Raw genomic sequence first — 19,324 nt, 5'->3', positions numbered from 1 at the left:
GTGTGGCTCCTCCCTGCCAGTCATGAGAGAAAAGGCATCAGAATCGTGAAGATTGCTGTAATTGCGTTGGGGAAAATCGGGCTGCCGCTGGCGGTCCAGTTTGCTTCCAAAGGCCATGACGTTGTCGGCGTCGATGTAAATCAGCAGGTCGTTGACCTCATTAACGCCGGAACCGAACCGTTCCCCGGTGAGGCCCACCTGCAGGAGAAACTCTCTGAACTCGTGCCGGCAGGCAAGCTCCGCGCCACCACCGACTACGCCGAAGCTGTCCCCGGCGCCGATGCTGTGGTGCTCGTGGTGCCGCTGTTCGTCGACGCGGAAGCAAAGCCTGACTTTGGCTGGATGGACAGCGCAACGGCTGAACTGGCCAAGCACCTGACCCCGGGCACCCTCGTCTCCTACGAAACAACCCTCCCGGTCGGGATCACCCGCACACGGTGGAAGCCTGCGCTCGAGGCGGGCTCCGGCCTCGTCGAGGGCACGGATTTCCACCTCGTCTTTTCCCCCGAGCGTGTCCTGACCGGCCGCGTGTTCGAGGATCTGCGCAAGTACCCCAAGCTCGTCGGCGGTCTGTCCGCGGCGGGTGCGGCCAAGGCCGTCGCGTTCTACGAGGCCGTCCTGGACTTCGATGAGCGTCCTGACCTCCGCCGTCCAAACGGCGTCTGGGACCTGGGCTCGGCGGAGGCCTCCGAGCTGGCGAAGCTGGCCGAGACCACGTACCGCGACGTCAACATCGGGCTCGCCAACCAGTTTGCCCGCTTCGCGGCCACAGCCGGCATCGACATCTACCAGGTCATCGAAGCATCCAACTCCCAGCCATACAGCCACATCCACCAGCCGGGCATCGCGGTAGGCGGCCACTGCATCCCGGTGTACCCGCGCCTTTACCTCTGGAACGACCCGGAGGCCACCGTGGTGCGGGCCGCCCGTGCTGCCAATGCCGACATGCCCGACTACACTGTGGGCCTCCTTGAAGGTGCCTACGGCGACCTGACCGGCGCCCGGGTTGTCGTTTTGGGCGCGGCCTACCGCGGCGGCGTCAAGGAGACGGCGTTCTCCGGTGTCTTCGATGCCGTGGCTTCCCTCGAGAAGCGCGGCGCTGCCGTGTCGGTTCATGACCCCCTGTACACGGATGCGGAACTGGACAAGCTCGGCTTCGCGGCCTACCACGTCGGCGAGCCCGTTGATGCAGCCGTCGTCCAGGCAGACCACGCCGAGTACCGGGAACTGACACCCGCGGACCTGCCCGGCATCAAGGCCTTCATCGACGGCCGCCGCGTGAGCTCTGCTGACCGCTGGGACGGGGTCACCTACCGCGTCATTGGCAAGGCCTGACACTGACTTGCTGCTGCGGCCCTGCCGGGCCTCAGCGTCAGCACCTTTTGAAAGGAACCAAACTATGACGACGACCATTGCTCCGAGCGCTGATGTTTCGGATCAGGCCATCCTCGGCGACGGCACGAAGGTATGGCACCTTGCCCAGGTCCGCGAGCAGGCGAATCTTGGTGAAAACTGCATCGTAGGGCGCGGTGCCTACGTCGGCACCGGTGTGCAGATCGGCGCCAACACGAAGATCCAGAACTACGCCCTGGTCTACGAACCCGCACGGCTGGGCAAGGGCGTTTTCATCGGACCGGCGGTGGTGCTGACCAACGACACCTACCCGCGGTCGGTCAGCCCTGACGGCTCGCTTAAGAGCGCCCACGACTGGACGCCGGTGGGCGTGACCATAGAGGACGGCGCCTCGATCGGTGCCCGCGCCGTGTGCGTGGCCCCCCTGACAGTCGGCCGCTGGGCGACGGTGGCGGCCGGTGCCGTCGTCACCAAGGATGTTCCCGCGTTCGCCCTCGTGGCGGGCGTTCCGGCCCGCCGACTCGGTTGGGTCGGCAAGGCCGGCCAACCGCTGCGGCAGGAGGGCGACTTCTGGGTCTGCCCCGCCACCGGCGCCAAGTACATTGAAGACGGAAATTCCCTGAAAGAATCTGAGGAGAACGCATGAGCTACGACTTTATCCCCGCCGCGAAGCCGATCATCGGCGACGACGAGCGGGCCGCCGTCGACGCTGTTCTGGCCACCGGCATGCTCGCCCAGGGCACGCAGGTCGCGGAGTTTGAGAAGGAATTTTCTGCGGTCCTTCTCGATGGCCGTTCCTCGGTAGCCGTCAACTCAGGCACCTCCGGGCTCCACCTGGGGCTCCTGGCCTCCGGGGTTGGCGCCGGCGATGAAGTCATCGTTCCCTCGTTCACCTTTGCCGCGACCGGCAACTCTGTTGCGCTCACGGGTGCCACTCCGGTGTTCGCCGACATCGAACTGGACCACTACACGCTCGACGTTGACCACGTTGCCTCGCTCATCACGGACAAGACCAAGGGCATCATGCCCGTCCACCTGTACGGCCACCCGTTCGACGTCGAGGGCTTCACCAAACTTGCCGCCGAGCGTGGCATCGACCTGTACGAGGACGCGGCCCAGGCTCACGGCGCCAGCTTTAACGGCCAGATGGTGGGAACGTTCGGCAAATTTGCCATGTTCAGCCTTTACCCCACCAAGAACATGACCTCCGGTGAGGGCGGCATGGTCTCCACCCCCGACGCAACGGTCGAACGGAACCTGCGTCTCCTGCGGAACCAGGGCATGGAAAAGCAGTACGAAAACGAACTTATCGGCTTCAATGCCCGGATGACTGACCTGCACGCCTCCATCGGACGGGTCCAGCTCAAGAAGGTCCTGGGTTGGACTGAACAGCGCCAGCAGAACGCTGCTTTCCTCACCGAGAACCTGCAGGGTGTTGGCACGCCTAAGGTTGCCGAGGGCGCATCCCACGTTTACCACCAGTACACGATCCGGGTCACCGAGGACCGCGACGGACTGGCCAAGGCCCTGCGCGAGGAGTACAACATCGGTACCGGCGTGTACTACCCGGTCCCGAACCACCGCCTCCCGTCGTTCAACCGCACGGAAGACCTGCCCAACACTGAAACCGCGGCCAAGGAAGTACTCTCCCTGCCGGTGCACCCCTCATTGGGTCAGGGTGACCTGGAACGCATCGTCACGGCGGTCAACAAGCTTGTCCAGGCAGGTGCCTGATGGCAAACCTTCGCGTTGGCCTGATCGGGCTGGGCATGATGGGCCGTCACCATGCCCGCGTGGTGCGGGAACTCGACGGCGTCGACCTCGTGGCTGTCGCGGACTCCTTCGGGGATCCTCACGGTGTCGCAGGCCAGCTGGACTTGCTCTCTTCCGTTGAGGAACTCATTGCAGCCGGCATCGACATGGCCGTCGTGGCCGTACCCACCGGCCTGCACGAGGAAGTAGGGCTGGCTCTGGCCGAGGCCGGCGTCCACACGCTCGTTGAAAAGCCCATCGCCGACAGCGCCGAGGCCGGGCAGCGTCTCGTCGACGCCTTCGCGGCAAAGGGCCTCGTGGGGGCTGTTGGCCACATCGAGCGGTTCAACCCTGCCCTGCAGTCGCTGCGCAAGCGCATTGAAGCCGGCGAGCTCGGCGATGTCTACCAGATTGCGACCCGGCGTCAGGGGCCGTTCCCCGCCCGGATCGCCGACGTCGGCGTGGTCAAGGACCTTGGCACGCACGACATCGACCTCACAGCCTGGCTCGCGCAGAGCCGGTTCGAGTCGATTTTCGCCCGCACCACCACCCGCAGCGGCCGTCCGCATGAGGACATGGTCGCGGCCACCGGGCAGCTCAGGAACGGCGTCATCACCAACCACCTGGTCAACTGGCTCTCCCCGATGAAGGAGCGCCTGACCATTGTCACCGGTGAGAAGGGCGCCTTCGTGGCTGACACCATCACCGCCGACCTGACGTTCTTCGAAAACGGCACGGTTGCCACAGAGTGGGAGTCCATGGCGGCGTTCCGCGGAGTCTCCGAAGGCAACGTCACGCGCCTCGCCATCGCCAAGCCCGAGCCGCTGCGGACCGAACACGAAGCCTTCCGCGACGCCGTCCTTGGCCTGCGCAGTGACGTGGTCACAATGCAGGAGGGGCTGGATACCCTCAGGGTTGCCGAGGCAGTCCTGGAGTCCGCAACGAGCCGGCAGATCGTGAAGATTGCCAATTCGTGACTGCTAAGAAACCCCCGAAGGTCGCCGTAGCCTCACGCCTCTTCACCCCGGAGGTGGGGGCGGCATCCTTCAGGCTGCAGGCGCTGGTGGATGGCCTGAGGGCAAACGGCGCGGAAGTCAGCGTCGTGACCACCAGGCCGCCCAAGGGCTCCCCGGCCTTCAGCCCGCAGTACAGGCTTTCCCGCTGGCCGGTGCTGCGGGATGCCGGCGGCAACGTGCGCGGCTATGTCCAGTACATGAGTTTCGACGTGCCGGCCTTCTTTCGGCTGCTTTTCACCAATGCCGACGTCGTCGTGTCCGAACCGCCCCCCACGACGGGCGTGGTGGTTGCCCTGAGTTCGGCGCTGCGACGTCGTCCGTTCGTCTACTACGCGGCGGATGTCTGGACCGAGGCCCTGTCAGCAACGGATGTTCCGGGCGTCGTCATCCGGGTGATGCGCGCGGCCGAGGGCTTTGCGCTGCGCAGGGCCGCCAAGGTGATTGCGATCTCGGACGCCGTGGCCGAAAAGGTCCGGCAGTTCGGCGTCCACGCGGACCGCGTGGCCGTCGTCGGGAACGGCATCGACACTTCGGTCTTCGGGCCGGCCGGGGATTCAGCGGAAACCCAGGCACCGTATTTCGTCTACACGGGGACCATGTCGGAGTGGCAGGGCGCGGACGTCTTTATCCGGGCGCTGCCTGCCGTTCTGGCTGAGCACCCGGGTGCGGGCATCCGGTTCTTCGGCCAGGGTTCCGATGAGCCGCATCTCAGGGAACTCGCCGCGGAAACCGTTCCCGGACACGTGCACTTCGGCGGGGTCATTCCTCCGGCGGATGCGGCGCAGTGGATCCGCGGCGCTGCGGCAGCCCTGGTCAGCATCAAGCCGGGCCAGGGCTACGACTTCGCGAAGCCGACCAAAATCTACGCCGCCGCCGGATGCGGCACCCCCGTGGTCTTCGCTGGCGCCGGAGAGGGCGCTGCCCTGGTTGCGGACAACGGACTGGGTGAAGCGCCAGGTTACGACGTCGACAGTGTCGCCGGGGCCATGCTCCGCGTGCTGGCCGCTGAATACTCAGGAAATGACGACGGCGGCCGGGCCGCCAGAGCGGGCTGGGTGCAGCAGCACGCCTCGCTGGAAACCTCGGGGCAGCATGCCGCGCAGGAGGTTATTTCGACCGTAGTCCGTTCAGAACCTGCGGCCAGCGAGCCGAAAGTAGGAGAAAAACAATGACCAGCGACTATGCGGTCACCGTCGTTATTCCGGTGCATCAGCTGAACCGTCCCATCGCCCGGGCCGTGGAATCGGCGCTTGCTGCCGGTAAACCTGGGCAGGTGAAAGCCCTTGTGGTCTGCCATGAGATTTCCGGGGACGATGTCCGCAAGCGACTCACGGAACTGCCGCAGGAACATATCGAGCTGCTGGAATTCGCGGACGGTATTCCCTCGCCCGCCGGACCCATGAATGCCGGGCTGAAGAAGGTTGCGACCCGCTATGTCGCCCTCCTCGGCTCCGACGACTTCCTAGAGGCAGGCGCCCTTTCACAGTGGATTGGTCAGGCCGACTCCAGCCGGGCCGATGCCGTGGTCGCCCGGCTGCGCACGCAGGGCGGAATGCCGATCCGCTCTCCACGGCTGCGCCTGTTGCGCACCGGAGCGCTGCATCCCGTTCGTGACCGCGTCGCATACAGGACTGCGCCCCTTGGCCTCATGAGGCTGTCCACCGTCGAGCGGCTCGGCCTGCAGTTTATCGGCGGCCTCCGCACCGGTGAGGACATGGAATTCAGCCTCCGTTTGTGGTTTAGCGGTGGCAGGATCGAAATGGGCCGGCCCGGCGGAACCTACGTCGTGGGGGAGGACGCCGTCGAGCGCGTGACGGGCCAAATGCTGCCGTTGACGGAAGAGTTCCGGGCGCTTATGGGCGTGGTCACGGCGGAGTGGGTCCGGGAACTGCGGGGCCCCGCCCGGCACGCCATCGCCGTTAAGATCCTTCGCGTTCACGTACTGTCGGCGATGTACCGGCGCGGAGGGACCTTTCCTTGGACTGCCGATGACCGGGCAGCCTTGGCTGCGGCGGTGGATGCCATCAAGGCTGTGGCTCCGTCGGTGGAGCGGCCGCTCAGCGTCGCCGAGCTGGAGCTGCTGCGGCTCGCGGAAACGCCTCAATCCAGTCTGGAGACCTTTTCGAACGGATTGTCCGTCTGGCCGTCGGGAGGCTACCGGACGCAGATCCTGACACCCCGGCTGTGGGACAACCTACGGTTTGAAAGCAATTTCAGGTACTACGGCGCCGAAAAGTTCGCTTCGATCCGCCGCTGAGTGCCAGACCTCGGGGCAGCGGCCGATACCGGCCACGCAAAGCGGATCGGGTAATCTTGACCGGGCGGACATAGACAAATTGCCTGCCAACAAAAATACACAGGAGAGTTGTGAACGCTGATCTCGTCGTAGTCGGTTCAGGTTTTTTTGGCCTGACAATCGCGGAACGCGCCGCCACGGAGCTTGGGCTTAAGGTTGCAGTCCTGGACCGCCGTCACCATATCGGTGGCAATGCATACAGCGAAAATGAACCGAAGACCGGCATTGAGGTCCACCGCTACGGCGCCCACCTCTTCCACACCTCGAACGAACGGGTCTGGGAGTACGTGAACCGCTTCACGGCCTTCACCAACTACCAGCACAAGGTGTACACCAGCCATAAGGGCGAGGTGTACCAGATGCCCATCAACCTTGGCACCATCAACCAGTTTTTCCGCGCGTCCATGGGACCCGCGGAAGCCAGGGCGCTGATCCAGGAGCAGGCAGGGGAGCTTGCGGGCACTGATCCGCAGAACCTGAACGACAAGGGCATCCAGCTGATCGGCCGGCCCCTCTATGAGGCGTTCATCAAGTACTACACCGGCAAGCAGTGGCAGACGGACCCCAAGGACCTGCCGGCGGAGATCATTTCCCGCCTTCCCGTCCGCTACAACTACGACAACCGCTACTTCAACGACTCGTATGAAGGTCTCCCGGTTGACGGCTACACGGCGTGGATCGAGCGCATGGCCGATCACCCGAACATCGAGGTTCACCTCAACACTGATTTCTTCGACGGCGGGGAATTCGGCCAGGCTTCTGTGCGTGGCCAGGTCCCCGTCATTTACACGGGACCGGTGGACCGGTACTTCAACTACGCCGAAGGTGACCTCTCCTGGCGCACCATCGACCTTGAGGAAGAGGTCCTGCCCGTGGAGGACTTCCAGGGCTGCGCAGTGATGAACTACCCGGACGAGGAAGTCCCCTACACACGAATCCACGAATTCCGGCACTTCCACCCCGAACGCGACTACACCAAGGACGCCACGGTGATCATGCGGGAGTTCTCCCGTTTTGCGGAGAAGGGCGACGAACCCTATTACCCGGTGAACACCGCCGTCGACCGTTCGAAGCTGCTGGCCTACCGGGACCTGGCCCGCGGTGAAGATTCCGTGCTGTTCGGCGGACGGCTGGGGACGTACAAGTACCTCGACATGCACATGGCCATTGGATCGGCCCTGAGCATGTTTGACAACAAGATCAAGCCGCACTTCAGCGGCGGTGCGAAGCTGGAAAGCGGAGGAGTAGACGCATGAGCGTAGCGACAGAGTTCCGGCAGGGAGCCGAATCGGCCACAGACGATACCGTCTGGAAGACAGTCCACCGGGTGGTTTTCCCGGTCGACGGCGACACGGACACCCTGCCCCTGTACGTTGACTTCGATGCCGCGCGCCGTGTCGTCGACGGCCAGGAGTCGACCTCCAAGCGCGGCGGAGCCACGCCTATCGCCACTCAGCGCAGCCAGGTCCGTTCGGACTTCATCCTCGGCCGCCGCCGGCTGTCGCTGCCGGCCCACCGCAGGGTCTCGTTTGGAACGTACTTCAACGCATTCCCCGCCAGCTACTGGCGAGCCCACACGGACGTGCAGAAAGTCCGGCTCAGCATTGAGGTGGATGCCGAGGCAACGGTCATTGTGTACAAGTCCAGCCCCCGCGGAAGTTCCAACCGCGTTCAAAGCATGCATGTCACGGGAGGGGCCACCGCGACGTGTGAACTGTCGCTGACCACCTTCGCCGACGGCGGCTGGTACTGGTTCGACCTCGTCGCCCACGGCGACGACGTGACCCTGCAGCAGGCTGACTGGGCGGTTCCGGAACCGGAAGGCTTCAGCCCTGGCACGCTTTCCATCGCGGTCACCACGTTCAACCGTCCGGATTACTGCGTCAAGCACCTGCGGACGTTCGCCGAATCAGAAGACCTGCTCGCGGTCATGGACCGGCTCATCGTCACCGACCAGGGTAACCAGAAGGTCAGGGACGAGCAGGGCTTCGAGGAAGCCGCCGCTGTGCTCGGCGACAAGTTCAAGCTGATTGAACAGGGAAACCTCGGAGGCTCCGGCGGGTTCGCCCGCGGAATGCACGAGTCAGTACAGGACGGCCAGAGCAAGTATGTGATGCTCCTGGATGATGACGTCGTGGTGGAGACCGAGGGCGTGCTGCGTGCCGTCAACTTTGCAGACTTCACGCGGAGCGCCACCATTGTGGGCGGCCACATGTTCAACCTGTTTGAGCGATCGGTGATCCACAACTTTGGTGAAGGCATCAACGAGTACCGGTTCCAGTACGAACCGATCGGCGAGGGGCAGATAGCCCACGACTTCGCTGCCAGCAACCTCCGGACCACGCCCTGGATGCACCGGCGGATCGACGTCGACTACAACGGCTGGTGGATGTGCCTGATCCCGACCTCGATCATCAAGGAGATCGGGCTCGCCCTCCCCGTCTTCATCAAGTGGGACGACGTCGAATACGGCATCCGCGCCAAGGCCAACGGATACACCACCGTGAGCCTGCCCGGAGCAGCCGTGTGGCATATGCCGTGGACGGAGAAGGACGACACCATTGACTGGCAGGCGTACTTCCACCAGCGGAACCGGTGGGTGGCGGCCTTGCTGTACTCACAGTACGAGAAGGGCGGACGGCTGCCGGTCGAAAGCTTCCTGCAGGACGTCCGCCACCTGCTCTCGCTGCAGTACTCGGCCGTGGAGCTCCGCAACCGCGCCCTCCAGGACCTGCTCGACGGGCCTTCGCACCTGCACCGGACCATCGGCGGCAAGCTTCCGGAAATCCGCCAGGTCCGTTCGGGCTTCCCGGACGCCCAGGTCACCAAGGACATCACCGAGTTCCCCGCCGTCAAGCGCGTGCACCTGCCCAAGTTCGGCATGGTCCCGACGCGGCCCAAGAACATCGTTCAGACAGTGTCCAGTGCGCTTTCCGGTGCTGTTCGCCAGCTGCGAGGCGTAAACCCGGAGGCCTCCCAGCACCCCGAAGCAGTCGTGCCTGCGGCAGACGCGCGCTGGTGGCGGCTGTCGCACCTGGACTCGGCCATCGTCTCTGCTTCCGACGGAACCGGCGCATCCTGGTACCGCCGGGACAACGTCCGTTTCCGCAAGCAGCTGCTGCGGAGCATGACGCTGCACGCAAGGGTCCTGGCGCGCTGGGACGAACTCTCGGCGGCATACAAGGGTGGACTCAGTGAGTTCACGTCACCCGAAGCCTGGACGAAGACCTTTGAGTCCATGTCCGACTCCAGCCCTGAACAGCAGAAGCCCAATAAGTGACGAACGGACGTACATCCCCGACACGCCAGGGCGCTGACCGCGCCCTGGTCGTTCCGGGAACCGGGAACGGTCTTGCCGACGTTTTCCGGTCCAGGTTCCTTCTGAAACTCCTGGTCCGCAAGGAGCTCAGGATCCGCTACCGCGGATCCGTCCTCGGACTGCTCTGGACCTACGTCAAGCCTGGCGTGCAGTTTGTTGCCTTCTACCTGGCGCTGGGCGTTTTCCTTGGCCTCGAGCAGAGCCCGACAAACAGGGGCGGCTTGCCGAATTACGCCGTCTACCTGTTCTCCGGGATCATCATGGTGAACTTCTTCACGGAGTCCCTGAGCACTGCCACCCGCTCGATCGTCAACAACAGTGGCCTGATCAACAAGATCTACCTGCCCCGCGAGCTGTTTCCGGTCTCGTCGGTTTGGGTGTCGGCGGTGCATTTCCTGCCGCAGGCGTTCGTGCTGGTGGTCGCTTGCCTGTTCAGTGGGTGGCGGCCGGGCCTTCTCGAGGCGTACACAGCCGTTGCGGGGTTCCTGATCATTGCCCTCCTCGCCACGGGCCTGGGGCTCTTTTTCGGGGCCGTGAACGTCTATTTCCGGGACTCGGAGAATTTCGTCGACCTGCTGCTGATGGTTGCCACCTGGGTTTCGCCTGTGCTGTATTCCTGGCGGATGGTCCAGGCCAAGGCGGGGGACTTCTGGTTCTCCGTGTACCAGCTCAACCCCATCACGATCGCCGTCGAGTCGTTTCACCACGCGTTCTGGCTTCCCACCACGGCGGGGGCGGAGGGCAGCCCGCCCAACCTGGTCACCGTCTGGATCCCGGTGGGCCTGCTCGTGTCCCTGCTCATTCTGTTCCTCGGCCAGTGGACCTTCCGCAGGCTCGAAGGCCGTTTCGCGCAGGAGCTGTGACATGACCACCGCCATAGAAATACGCAACATCAACAAGCAGTTTGTCCTGCGCCACACCAGATCACTCAAGGAAGCACTCGTGTGGCTGATCCGGGGACGCAAGGGCGACCTCTCCAAAAAGTTCCATGCCCTCAGGGACCTTTCGATCGACGTCGAACACGGTGAGACAGTGGCGCTCCTGGGCCTCAACGGTTCCGGCAAATCGACGCTGCTCAAGCACATTTCCGGGGTCATGCTGCCCGATTCGGGCACAGTCCGCACCGGTGGCCGGGTGGCAGGGCTGATTGAGGTAGGTGCGGGATTCCATCCTGACCTGTCAGGACGGGACAACGTCTACCTGAACGGCGCGATCCTCGGCATGACGGAAGCGCAGATCAAGGAAAAGTTCGACTCGATTGTTGAGTTTGCCGAGATTGGCGAATTCATCGACACCGAAGTGAAGTTCTATTCCTCCGGCATGTACCTTCGGCTGGCGTTTTCCGTTGCAGTCCACACGGACCCGGACGTGTTCCTCGTTGACGAGATCCTGGCCGTAGGCGACGAGCCGTTCCAGAAGAAGTGCCTTGCGAAGATCAAGGAGCTGGCCGCCGCGGGGAAGACCCTGATTGTCGTCAGCCATGACCTGGATCTGGTGTCCCATGTCTGCGAACGCGGAGTGATGCTTGAACATGGCTCGGTGGTCATGGACGGCCCCGTTGACGAAGTCATCAGCAGGCTCCGGAACCGATAGATCCGGGTCAGGACCGCCGGCCGAGGCCCATGCTTGGCCGGCCGGGAACTGACCCACCGTTTTTCTGCGGACCGGACGAATTCGGACGGACCGTGTACCTACATAACCCAATCTTGGAGGAAATGTGTCCTGGCTGACGTCGCTGCCGGCCCTGTTCATCGCGGTAGCAGTGGTGCTCCTCCCGGGCGCAGCCCTGGGATGGGCGCTGGGCTTCCGGCGGACCAGCCTTCTCGGTTTTGCACCGGCCCTGTCGCTGTCCATTGCGGGCATCGGCGCTATTCTCGCCCCGTTTGTCCACGTGGGCTGGAGCATCTGGGTTGTTATTGCGACCACCCTGGTGGCTTCCGCCGCTGCATGGGCCATCATGCGGACGCGCTGGACCCGACCCCGCCGGACGCCGACGGATGATACCCAGGAAAAGTGGACCGTGCTGGCAACGGCAGCGATTGGGCTTGCTGCCGGCGCCTTTCTGATTGCGCGCCGGTACGTCCAGCTGGTCGGGGTTCCGGACAACATTTCCCAGCGCTATGACAATGTCTTTCATTTGAACGCTGTCCGCTTCGTGCTGGACACGGGCAACGCCTCCACGTTGAACCTGGGAAGCATGGCAGGGGGAACAGGAGGTCTGTCCTCGGTGTACCCCGCCGTGTGGCACTCGCTGGCCGCACTCGTGACCCAGTTGACGGGCGCATCCGTGCCGGTATCAGTCAATGCGGTGAATCTGGTGGCCTCGGCGGTGATCTGGCCAATATCGGTGGTGTTCCTGACGCGGGTGGTTCTTGGACCGCGGCCGATCGGCCTGCTGGCGGCCGGCGTCATATCGGCCGGGTTCCTTGCCTTCCCCTACCTCCTGCTCGTGTGGGGACCGCTGTTCCCCAACCTGCTCTCGGTCGCTGTGTTGCCGGCCGGTGTTGCCGCAGTGGTCCTTGTCTGCCGGCTGGCGCCCACGTTGCAGGACGTCCCGGTCCGGAGCTGGCTCGTACTCGTGCTTGCACTTCCCGGACTGGCGCTGTCCCACATGAGCGCCATCAACGCACTGCTTGCCTTCAGCGTCCCCATCGTGCTGTGGAGGCTGGCACTGCACGTCCGGACGATGGTCCGCGCCAAGGCTTCTCCTGGGAGGTTCGCCGTCACCGCAGTGGCAACGGCAGCCGGGATTGCACTTGCACTGGTCATCTGGGACAAACTCAGGCCGGCAGCCTACAACGGCTGGACCGCCCATCAGACGGTGGCCGGAGCCATTGGTGAAGTCGTCGCGAATGCGCCGATGAAAACCGACGTTACCGTGGCGATCTCCATTCTGGCTTTGATCGGACTGGCCCGAATCGTCCGCCAGCGGCCCCAGTTCTGGCTGTTTGGCTGCTTTTTCGTCGCTGGATTCCTCTACGTTGTGGACGCCGGTTTCGAGGCGGGGTGGGCCAGGGCATTCTTCACGGGAACCTGGTACCAGGACACGTACCGGCTGGCCGCGTACGTGCCCATCTTCAGCGTCGTGCTCGCTGCCCTGGGTGTCCTGGTCCTTGCGGACTGGGCCACGGGAGCTTTCGAGCGCCTGACACCGCGGCTGCGGGGGAGCGCCCTGATGAAGGGCCGCGGAGCCCTTCTTCCCGGCCTCGCCGGCATGGTCATCGCCTGCGTGGTTCTCGCCTGGGCCACCCAGACCGGCCCCGTCCGCGACTATGTCGCGTCCAACCATATTTTCTATGAGCGCGACACCAAGGATTCGATCCTTTCCTCGGACGAGTACAAGCTGCTGGCCCGTATCGATTCCCGGGTTCCGGAGGATGCTGTCATCGCAGTCAACCCCTGGAACGGCGGGGCGCTGGCCTATGCATTTGCGGACCGGAAGGTCCTTGAGTTCCACATGGGTCAGCGGGAATCAAAGAGTGAACGTGTCATCGCGGACTCGCTCTCCAAGGCGGACTCGTCGCCGGCTGTGTGCGATGCCGTGCGGGAGACGAAGGTTTCGTACGCGCTCGACTTCGGCAAGCAGTACCTGTTGAACCATCCGTCCAGCCGCACGTTCCCGGGACTGCAGAACCTGGATGCCTCCAAGGCCGTGGAACTGGTGGACCAGGAGGGAGCGGCCAAGCTGTTCAAAGTGGTGGCCTGCGACCCGGCCACCGCCGCCAAATAGCTTTCTACCGCAAGCGGGACCAGAACCCACGCGAAAGGCCTCCGGAGAGGCAGCCTGTCAGCTGCCGTTCCGAAGGCCTTTTCCATGGGCGGGGCCCAGGGAACCTAGCGGCCGAACGCCTCGATCAGCGCCGCGACCGTACGCTCGGCGGCGTGGCCGTCGCCGTAGGGCGTGGCGTCGGTTGCGGGCGGCGCGGGACGGCGGACAGTGTCTGCCAGGATGCTCAGGTCCTCGCTGACCAGGACGTTCCAGCCCAGTTCGACCGTCTCCACCCATTCAGTTTCCGGACGGATGGTGGTGCAGGGGGTGCGGAGCAGGAAGGCTTCCTTCTGGAGTCCGCCGGAATCGGTGATCACGCCGGCGCTGTTCCGGACGGCATGGACCAGCTGCGGGTAGGCCAGCGGTGCAGCAACCCGGACGGAACCCTGCTCCAGATCGAGGCCGTGCTTGGCCGCCAGGCTGACGAGCCGCGGGTGGGCCAGCACGAAGACCGGCTTTTCCAAGCTGGCCAGGGACTCGATGATGGCTCCCAGTCGCTCAGGAGAATCGGTGTTGTCGGGCCGGTGGATGGTGCAGACGTAGTATTCGCCCGGCGCTGCATCGACGGGCAGGGGCTGCTCGGTGGCGTCGAGCATGTCGCGGACCTTGAAAAGCACGTCGGTCATGACGTCGCCGACAAGTACCGTCCGCTCCGCGAGGCCTTCCGTGGCGAGGTGCTTCACCGCCACCTCGGTGGGTGCAAGCAGGAGGTCAGCGCTGTGGTCCGTCAGGACGCGGTTGTGCTCTTCCGGCATCCGGCGGTTGAAGGACCGGAGCCCGGCCTCCAGGTGGGCAACGGGGATGTGCATCTTGATGGCCGCGATGGCCGCCGCGAGGGTTGAGTTGGTGTCGCCATAAACCAGGACACAGTCCGGGGCTGACTCCTCAAGGATGCCTTCCAGGCCGTGCAGCATGGCACCTGTCTGGGCACCGTGCTTGCCGGAGCCGACGCCAAGATTGAAATCCGGTGCCGGGATGCCGAGATCGCGGAAGAACACATCGCTCATGAGCTCGTCATAGTGCTGGCCCGTGTGGGCGATCAGGTGTTCGGCCTGTCCGGCCATCGCCGCCGCTATCGGTGCAAGTTTCACAAACTGGGGACGTGCGCCAACGACGCTGAGAATTCGCATGGATTCAAGTTTAGAGGCAGGCCGTCCATATTTCCGCCCGCGTGGGCTCCGGGCGGGCACCGGGACCCGCATCGGCGTCGGCCCGGCCACCGGTTCCGACGGCGGCTGCGGCCATCAGGAAACCCTGAAGACGCCCGCTTTCGCGCGGAGGCGTTCAGCCAGATAGTGCCTCAGGACAGAGTCGCGTGACAGGACAGCCAGCGGCTTGGCGGTGACAAAATCGCCGCTTCTGCCGGCATTCCTGTGATGTTCGACGGCGGCACGCAGTGCCGGGACATCCGCCGCCTTTGCGGCGGCGCGGGCCAGGTCAGCGTCGCGGCGGCTCAGCGCCGGCAGTGACCCGCCTGCGAAGGCCAGCAGCCGGTCGGAGACGTCAGCCCAATAGCTGCGTTCAGCGTCGTCCCACAAAGCCCTGCCTTGAGCGTCAGCCGCCGCTGAGCCCCGCCGGACCAGGGCGCCGATGCCATGGACACGCAGGATTTTCAACGCCACGGCCCGGCGCTCGGAAACGGTCGCGGCGCGGAGCCAACCCGAGGTGAGGAGACGCTCGAGCCAGCGGAATTCATCTGCCAACGGGCTAATGGAGCTGGTAACGCGGCCGGCCCCGGAGTCATCGGTCTGGTGGTACGCGGCCGCTCCGTAGGGGTAGCAGACGGCGCCGGAGCGGAACCACAGCTTGAGGGTGGCTTCGATGTCTTCGCCGGTGCGCAGGCCTTCGGCATACCGGAACCCGACTGCTGACAGGGCAGAGCGCCGCAGCAGGCCGTAGGGAACACTTCGGTACGCGAGGCCGTCCTTAAGCGGATCCAAAACCGCCGGCTTGGAGGGCCGGATCCGGGGAGACGGAAGGATGGTGCCCTCAGGGGTGCGCAATGGCGCGATGACGGCGGAAGCGCCAGCGGCCTGCGCTGCCTTCCACCAGGCCGCCAGCGATCCGGGCTCAAGGTAGTCGTCGGAATCGAGGAAGCAGAGGTACGTTGCCGTGCTTTCGTCCAAGGCGAGGTTGCGGGGACCGGCAGGGGAGGGGATGCCGTCGTCGCACCGCAGCCAGGTGACGCCGTCGGAAGCAATGCCTTCCTGGGTCAGGTCGGGGGCGCCGGCCCCTCCAATGTTGTGCAGCACAACCGTCGTCCCCAGGGCCACCCCGAGCTCCGCAAGCCCCGGAGCCTGGTCGAGCACGGACCGGACCGCGCGAACGAAGGGCCGCTCCAGATCATGGACAGGGATGACTACTTCGATGCTCTGGCTCATGGGGTGCGTGCTCCTCGGCAGGGTTTCATGGGTCCCGCGATAACCTTACTGGGTGGACAACGAAATACAGGACTCAGTGCTGCTCGACCTGGTGATCGCCGTGCACACCCCCGACCGGCCCGTGGGGCGCGCCGTTGCGTCGCTGGTCGACGGCGGTCTGCCTACGGCTCCCGGTGCGCAGCGGCGGCTGCGGATCAACGTGGTTTGCCACAACACGGATGTGGATCCGATCCGGGAGCGTGTGGCTCCCGAGCACCGTGGCCTCGTGCGCTTTCACCACTACGTGGACGGCATCAAGAGCCCCGCGGGCCCCTTCAACCACGGAATCGCCGAGTCCTCCGGCACGTGGGTGGCCATTATGGGCAGCGATGATTCCGTCGAACCGGGCGCGCTGGCACGATGGGTTGAAGCTGCTGAGCGCGATCATGCCGACGTGCTGATAGCCCCCATGGGCCACGCCGGCGGTGGTCCCATCCGCACACCGGTGGTCAGGCGCACCCGCCACGCCCGGCTCGATCCAGTGGCCGACCGCCTGACGTACCGGACAGCGCCGCTCGGACTGTTGCGGCTTACGCTCGTGCGCCGGCTGGGACTCACATTTCCGACCCGCTACGCCACCGGCGAGGACCAGTCGTTTTCGGCGAAGCTGTGGTTTTCGGGCGCGAACATCAGCTACGGCCGCGGCCTCCCGCGATACCTGGTGCACGCCGACGCTGCCCTCCGTGTCACCCACACGCCGCGCCCCGTGGCAGAGGACTTGGCATTCGCAACCGACTTGGTCACGTCCGGATGGTTCGAGGATTTGCCTCACCGGGCCAGGGAAGCAATTGTCACGAAGATCATCAGGGTGCACATCTTTGGGCACGTCCTGCTGCGTGCCGAGGCCGGAACATGGAGTTCGGCCGATGCCGCCGAGATGGCGCGCGAATTGCAGAAACTGCTGTTCCGGGCACCGCACGCTGCGCGACCGCTTTCACTCGCGGACAGAAGACTGCTCGACGCCGTGGCCCGCGAAGAGGCGGACGTGGTCGTGATGAAGGCGCTGGCATTGGCCCGGCGCCGGTTTGCGAGCCCGCAGACCTGGCTGCCGCGCAGCCTGTCGCACGCCCTGCATCCCGAGGCGCCACTGAGGTTCATGAGCGCCTCGGCGCTGGTCTAGCGCGTAACGCCGGGATGAGCACGGCTTCCACGCTCCGGCGCCCCCTGAAAACTCTCCGATTCCGTCGAAAGAACACATGAAGATCCTTGTAGTCGCAACGTGGTATCCCCATGACGAAAATCCCACCGAGGCGCCGTTTAACTCCGAGCACGTGGAAGCCATCCGGGGACGCGGACACGAGGTCCGCGTGATCCACGTCCGGCTCGGCACCACCCTCGCCATGCCGCGGCAGTCTTCCGGCCTGTGGGAGGGCACGCCCGTGCGGCGGGTGGCCGCGGACCCGAAACGGCCGTCTACCGTCCTGGCTGCCAGCCGGACGCTGGCCAAGGAAATGGCTTGGGCTGACGTGGTCCACACCATGGCGTTCTCCTCGATCCTCGTCACGATGATGCCGTGGGCCGCACGCGCGCTGACGGGCCGCCGGCCAGCATGGGTCCATACAGAGCACTGGAACGGCGTCGTGAACCCGGCCAGTGTCTCGCCACTCTGGGCCAAGCTGTCCTGGGTGCGCGGCGTCCTGCGTTTGCCCCACGTCGTCACCGGTGTGACCGGGCAGCTCACGCGCGAAATGCAGCGGTTTGCGCGCCCCCACGCCGCCGTCGTGGTGCCGTGCGTGGTCAAAGCCCGCGGCGCCGTCGTCCCTTCCTCCTTCGGTACGCCGCTCCGCCTCGCTGCCGTGGGCGGGCTCATTGCCCGCAAGCGGCCGCTGGAAGCGGTGCGGGCCATTGCCTGGCTGCGCGACCACGGCACGGACGTGCACCTGACGTGGGTGGGTGAAGGCCCGCTTCGCGGGGAATGTGAGGCCCTGGTTGCGAGGCTCGGGCTTGAGGACCAGGTGACGTTGACAGGCTCGGTGAGGCCTGCAGAAGTTGCCGGTCAACTGTCTGACGCCGACCTCTTCTTTCTTCCCACTGCCCAGGAAAACTTCTTCACTTCGGCCGCAGAGGCACTGGCGGCGGGCCGCGCTGTCGTGGCCACCCGGGTGGGCGGCTTCAGCGACTATGCCGACGGCTCCAACAGCAGACTGGTCGACGACGTGTCCCCTGAGACGTTGGGAGGAGCGGTCCTGGATGCCCGGGACGCATTCAAGGATGTGCCTGCCGGAGACATTGCCGGTCCCATCCGCGAACGGTTTTCGCCGGAGGCAGTGGGGGAGCTCTTCGACCGCGCATATACGGCTGCTCTGGCCCGTGCCTGAGGCCACGGGCGTTACAGGCATCATTGCACACACTCTCGGAGGGGAACTGTGAAGTCAGAACCCAAGGTTCTTCAGTTCAATGACTGCGCCTTTGTGGCGCGGAACATGGTCCGCGCTGCGGCGCGCGCGGGCATCAGCTGGGACTACCTGCCGCCGGAGCAGGTCCGTCCGATGACAGTGGCGCCGAAGAATCCGCTGCTTGCCAAGGCCCGGTTCATCCCGTACGTTGCACGGCGGGCCGTCAAGCTCCGGGCAGCCGACGTCGTGCACGTGCACTACGGCACGAGCGTCAGGCTGATTAAGGAACGCGGAATGCCGCGGCGCCCGTACGTCCTCACCCTGCATGGAACCGACATTCGGAAGCAATGGGCTGATCCGCAGTTCCACGGGGAGATCCAAAGGGCGATCGACGAAGCAGCCCATGTTTTCTTCGCGAACAATGACACCGCTGAGAACGCGCGTCGCGCCCGCCCCGATGCTGAGTTCCTCCCCGCGCTCGTGGACGCAGCGGCGCTTCCTTCGTGGAACCCGGCCGGGCGGCCATCCATTCTGTTCGTCTCCCGCTGGGATGACGATAAGGGAGTGGAGCGGCAGTTGGGCCTGGCCCGCAAGCTGACTGCCGCCGTCGGCAGCCGGGCTGAAATCCTTGGCCTGAACTGGGGACCCGGGGCCGAAGCCGCCCGCCGGAGTGGGGTGACTCTTCTGGAACGGATGCCGCAGGAAGAGTTCCACCGGATCATGTCGCAGGCCCACATGACTGTGGGCCAGGCCACCAACAACTTTGCCACCAGTGAGTTTGAGGCACTGTGCATGGGTGCCCCGCTCGCGGCCCTTGGGGCGCGGCTCCCGCGGCCCGACGATGGCACGACGCCGCCGGTGATCGAGGGAACCGAAGACGACGTTGTAGAGCAGGTCGTAGCGGCCTTGGAGGATCCCGTGGCGGTGTCCGATCGCCTGGGCGGGTCCGCCTGGGCGCTGCCGCGGTACGATGCGGCCGCCTTCGTGCAAAGACTGGATGCGCTATACACGGGGATCGCGGCCGGAAAGGCCTAGCGGCCGGTGAGGCCCGGCGGCCGGGAGT

The 19,324-nt window shown here is 65.0% G+C and carries 16 protein-coding genes; 14 read left to right on the top strand and 2 right to left on the bottom strand.

Going from position 1 to position 19,324, the window contains the following annotated elements; translation table 11 throughout:
- The first annotated feature begins 45 nt into the window (after positions 1-45).
- The 11 genes from LQ144_RS02660 to LQ144_RS02610 all read left to right on the top strand — a co-directional run bounded on the left by LQ144_RS02660 (position 46) and on the right by LQ144_RS02610 (position 13,466).
- Positions 46-1,335: a nucleotide sugar dehydrogenase gene (locus LQ144_RS02660; RefSeq protein ID WP_230116997.1), complete on the top strand. Its 1,290-nt coding sequence runs from the start codon at positions 46-48 to the stop codon at positions 1,333-1,335.
- 64 nt (positions 1,336-1,399) lie between these two features.
- The gene (locus tag LQ144_RS02655) at positions 1,400-1,999 is read left to right on the top strand and encodes an acyltransferase (protein WP_230116996.1); all 600 of its coding nucleotides are present in this window, start codon (positions 1,400-1,402) and stop codon (positions 1,997-1,999) included.
- Positions 1,996-3,087, top strand: a complete 1,092-nt coding sequence (locus tag LQ144_RS02650; RefSeq protein WP_230116995.1) for a DegT/DnrJ/EryC1/StrS family aminotransferase — start codon at positions 1,996-1,998, stop codon at positions 3,085-3,087. The genes LQ144_RS02655 and LQ144_RS02650 overlap by 4 nt, the downstream gene beginning before the upstream one ends.
- Entirely contained in the window at positions 3,087-4,082 is a 996-nt protein-coding gene (locus tag LQ144_RS02645) for a Gfo/Idh/MocA family oxidoreductase (RefSeq protein ID WP_230116994.1), read from the top strand. The genes LQ144_RS02650 and LQ144_RS02645 overlap by 1 nt, the downstream gene beginning before the upstream one ends.
- Positions 4,079-5,293 carry a glycosyltransferase family 4 protein gene (locus tag LQ144_RS02640; protein WP_230116993.1) on the top strand — a complete coding sequence of 405 codons (1,215 nt, stop codon included), beginning with the start codon at positions 4,079-4,081 and terminating at the stop codon, positions 5,291-5,293. Before LQ144_RS02645 ends, LQ144_RS02640 begins: the two co-directional genes overlap by 4 nt.
- On the top strand, positions 5,290-6,378 hold the full coding sequence (locus LQ144_RS02635) for a glycosyltransferase (protein WP_230116992.1): 1,089 nt from the start codon (positions 5,290-5,292) through the stop codon (positions 6,376-6,378). Before LQ144_RS02640 ends, LQ144_RS02635 begins: the two co-directional genes overlap by 4 nt.
- Before the next feature lie 110 nt (positions 6,379-6,488).
- Entirely contained in the window at positions 6,489-7,673 is a 1,185-nt protein-coding gene (gene glf / locus LQ144_RS02630; protein WP_230116991.1) for a UDP-galactopyranose mutase, read from the top strand.
- Positions 7,670-9,697, top strand: a complete 2,028-nt coding sequence (locus LQ144_RS02625; RefSeq protein WP_230116990.1) for a glycosyltransferase — start codon at positions 7,670-7,672, stop codon at positions 9,695-9,697. The genes glf and LQ144_RS02625 overlap by 4 nt, the downstream gene beginning before the upstream one ends.
- The gene (locus LQ144_RS02620; RefSeq protein ID WP_230116989.1) at positions 9,694-10,599 is read left to right on the top strand and encodes an ABC transporter permease; all 906 of its coding nucleotides are present in this window, start codon (positions 9,694-9,696) and stop codon (positions 10,597-10,599) included. Before LQ144_RS02625 ends, LQ144_RS02620 begins: the two co-directional genes overlap by 4 nt.
- Position 10,600: 1 nt before the next feature.
- Positions 10,601-11,329: an ABC transporter ATP-binding protein gene (locus tag LQ144_RS02615; RefSeq protein WP_230116988.1), complete on the top strand. Its 729-nt coding sequence runs from the start codon at positions 10,601-10,603 to the stop codon at positions 11,327-11,329.
- Between the two features lie 124 nt (positions 11,330-11,453).
- Positions 11,454-13,466: a DUF6541 family protein gene (locus LQ144_RS02610; RefSeq protein WP_230116987.1), complete on the top strand. Its 2,013-nt coding sequence runs from the start codon at positions 11,454-11,456 to the stop codon at positions 13,464-13,466.
- Between the two features lie 104 nt (positions 13,467-13,570).
- Here the strand turns inward: LQ144_RS02610 and wecB are convergent, their stop codons facing one another.
- Both wecB and LQ144_RS02600 read right to left on the bottom strand, forming a co-directional pair.
- Entirely contained in the window at positions 13,571-14,635 is a 1,065-nt protein-coding gene (gene wecB / locus LQ144_RS02605) for a UDP-N-acetylglucosamine 2-epimerase (non-hydrolyzing) (RefSeq protein ID WP_230116986.1), read from the bottom strand.
- Between the two features lie 114 nt (positions 14,636-14,749).
- On the bottom strand, positions 14,750-15,886 hold the full coding sequence (locus LQ144_RS02600) for a glycosyltransferase family 2 protein (protein WP_230116985.1): 1,137 nt from the start codon (positions 15,884-15,886) through the stop codon (positions 14,750-14,752).
- Positions 15,887-15,938: 52 nt separating this feature from the next.
- Here LQ144_RS02600 and LQ144_RS02595 point away from each other — a divergent pair, with 52 nt between their 5' ends.
- The 3 genes from LQ144_RS02595 (at position 15,939) to LQ144_RS02585 (ending at position 19,296) form a co-directional block, all read left to right on the top strand.
- Positions 15,939-17,045 carry a glycosyltransferase family A protein gene (locus tag LQ144_RS02595; protein ID WP_230116984.1) on the top strand — a complete coding sequence of 369 codons (1,107 nt, stop codon included), beginning with the start codon at positions 15,939-15,941 and terminating at the stop codon, positions 17,043-17,045.
- A gap of 76 nt (positions 17,046-17,121) precedes the next feature.
- Positions 17,122-18,243, top strand: a complete 1,122-nt coding sequence (locus LQ144_RS02590) for a glycosyltransferase (protein WP_230116983.1) — start codon at positions 17,122-17,124, stop codon at positions 18,241-18,243.
- 48 nt (positions 18,244-18,291) lie between these two features.
- Complete coding sequence (locus LQ144_RS02585) at positions 18,292-19,296, top strand: glycosyltransferase (RefSeq protein ID WP_230116982.1); 1,005 nt, start codon at positions 18,292-18,294, stop codon at positions 19,294-19,296.
- Positions 19,297-19,324 lie beyond the last annotated feature (28 nt).

The sequence above is a fragment of the Arthrobacter sp. Bi83 genome, assembly GCF_918698095.1.
Taxonomy (GTDB): Bacteria; Actinomycetota; Actinomycetes; order Actinomycetales; family Micrococcaceae; genus Arthrobacter.
This window is presented reverse-complemented; position numbering and strand designations above follow the sequence as displayed.

Coding starts and splice junctions, on each gene's coding strand:
- LQ144_RS02655 (WP_230116996.1), top strand. CDS start 1,400: ATGACGACGACCATTGCTCCGAGCGCTGATGTTTCGGATCAGGCCATC.
- LQ144_RS02650 (WP_230116995.1), top strand. CDS start 1,996: ATGAGCTACGACTTTATCCCCGCCGCGAAGCCGATCATCGGCGACGAC.
- LQ144_RS02645 (WP_230116994.1), top strand. CDS start 3,087: ATGGCAAACCTTCGCGTTGGCCTGATCGGGCTGGGCATGATGGGCCGT.
- LQ144_RS02635 (WP_230116992.1), top strand. CDS start 5,290: ATGACCAGCGACTATGCGGTCACCGTCGTTATTCCGGTGCATCAGCTG.
- LQ144_RS02625 (WP_230116990.1), top strand. CDS start 7,670: ATGAGCGTAGCGACAGAGTTCCGGCAGGGAGCCGAATCGGCCACAGAC.
- LQ144_RS02615 (WP_230116988.1), top strand. CDS start 10,601: ATGACCACCGCCATAGAAATACGCAACATCAACAAGCAGTTTGTCCTG.
- wecB (WP_230116986.1), bottom strand. CDS start 14,635: ATGCGAATTCTCAGCGTCGTTGGCGCACGTCCCCAGTTTGTGAAACTT.
- LQ144_RS02600 (WP_230116985.1), bottom strand. CDS start 15,886: ATGAGCCAGAGCATCGAAGTAGTCATCCCTGTCCATGATCTGGAGCGG.
- LQ144_RS02590 (WP_230116983.1), top strand. CDS start 17,122: ATGAAGATCCTTGTAGTCGCAACGTGGTATCCCCATGACGAAAATCCC.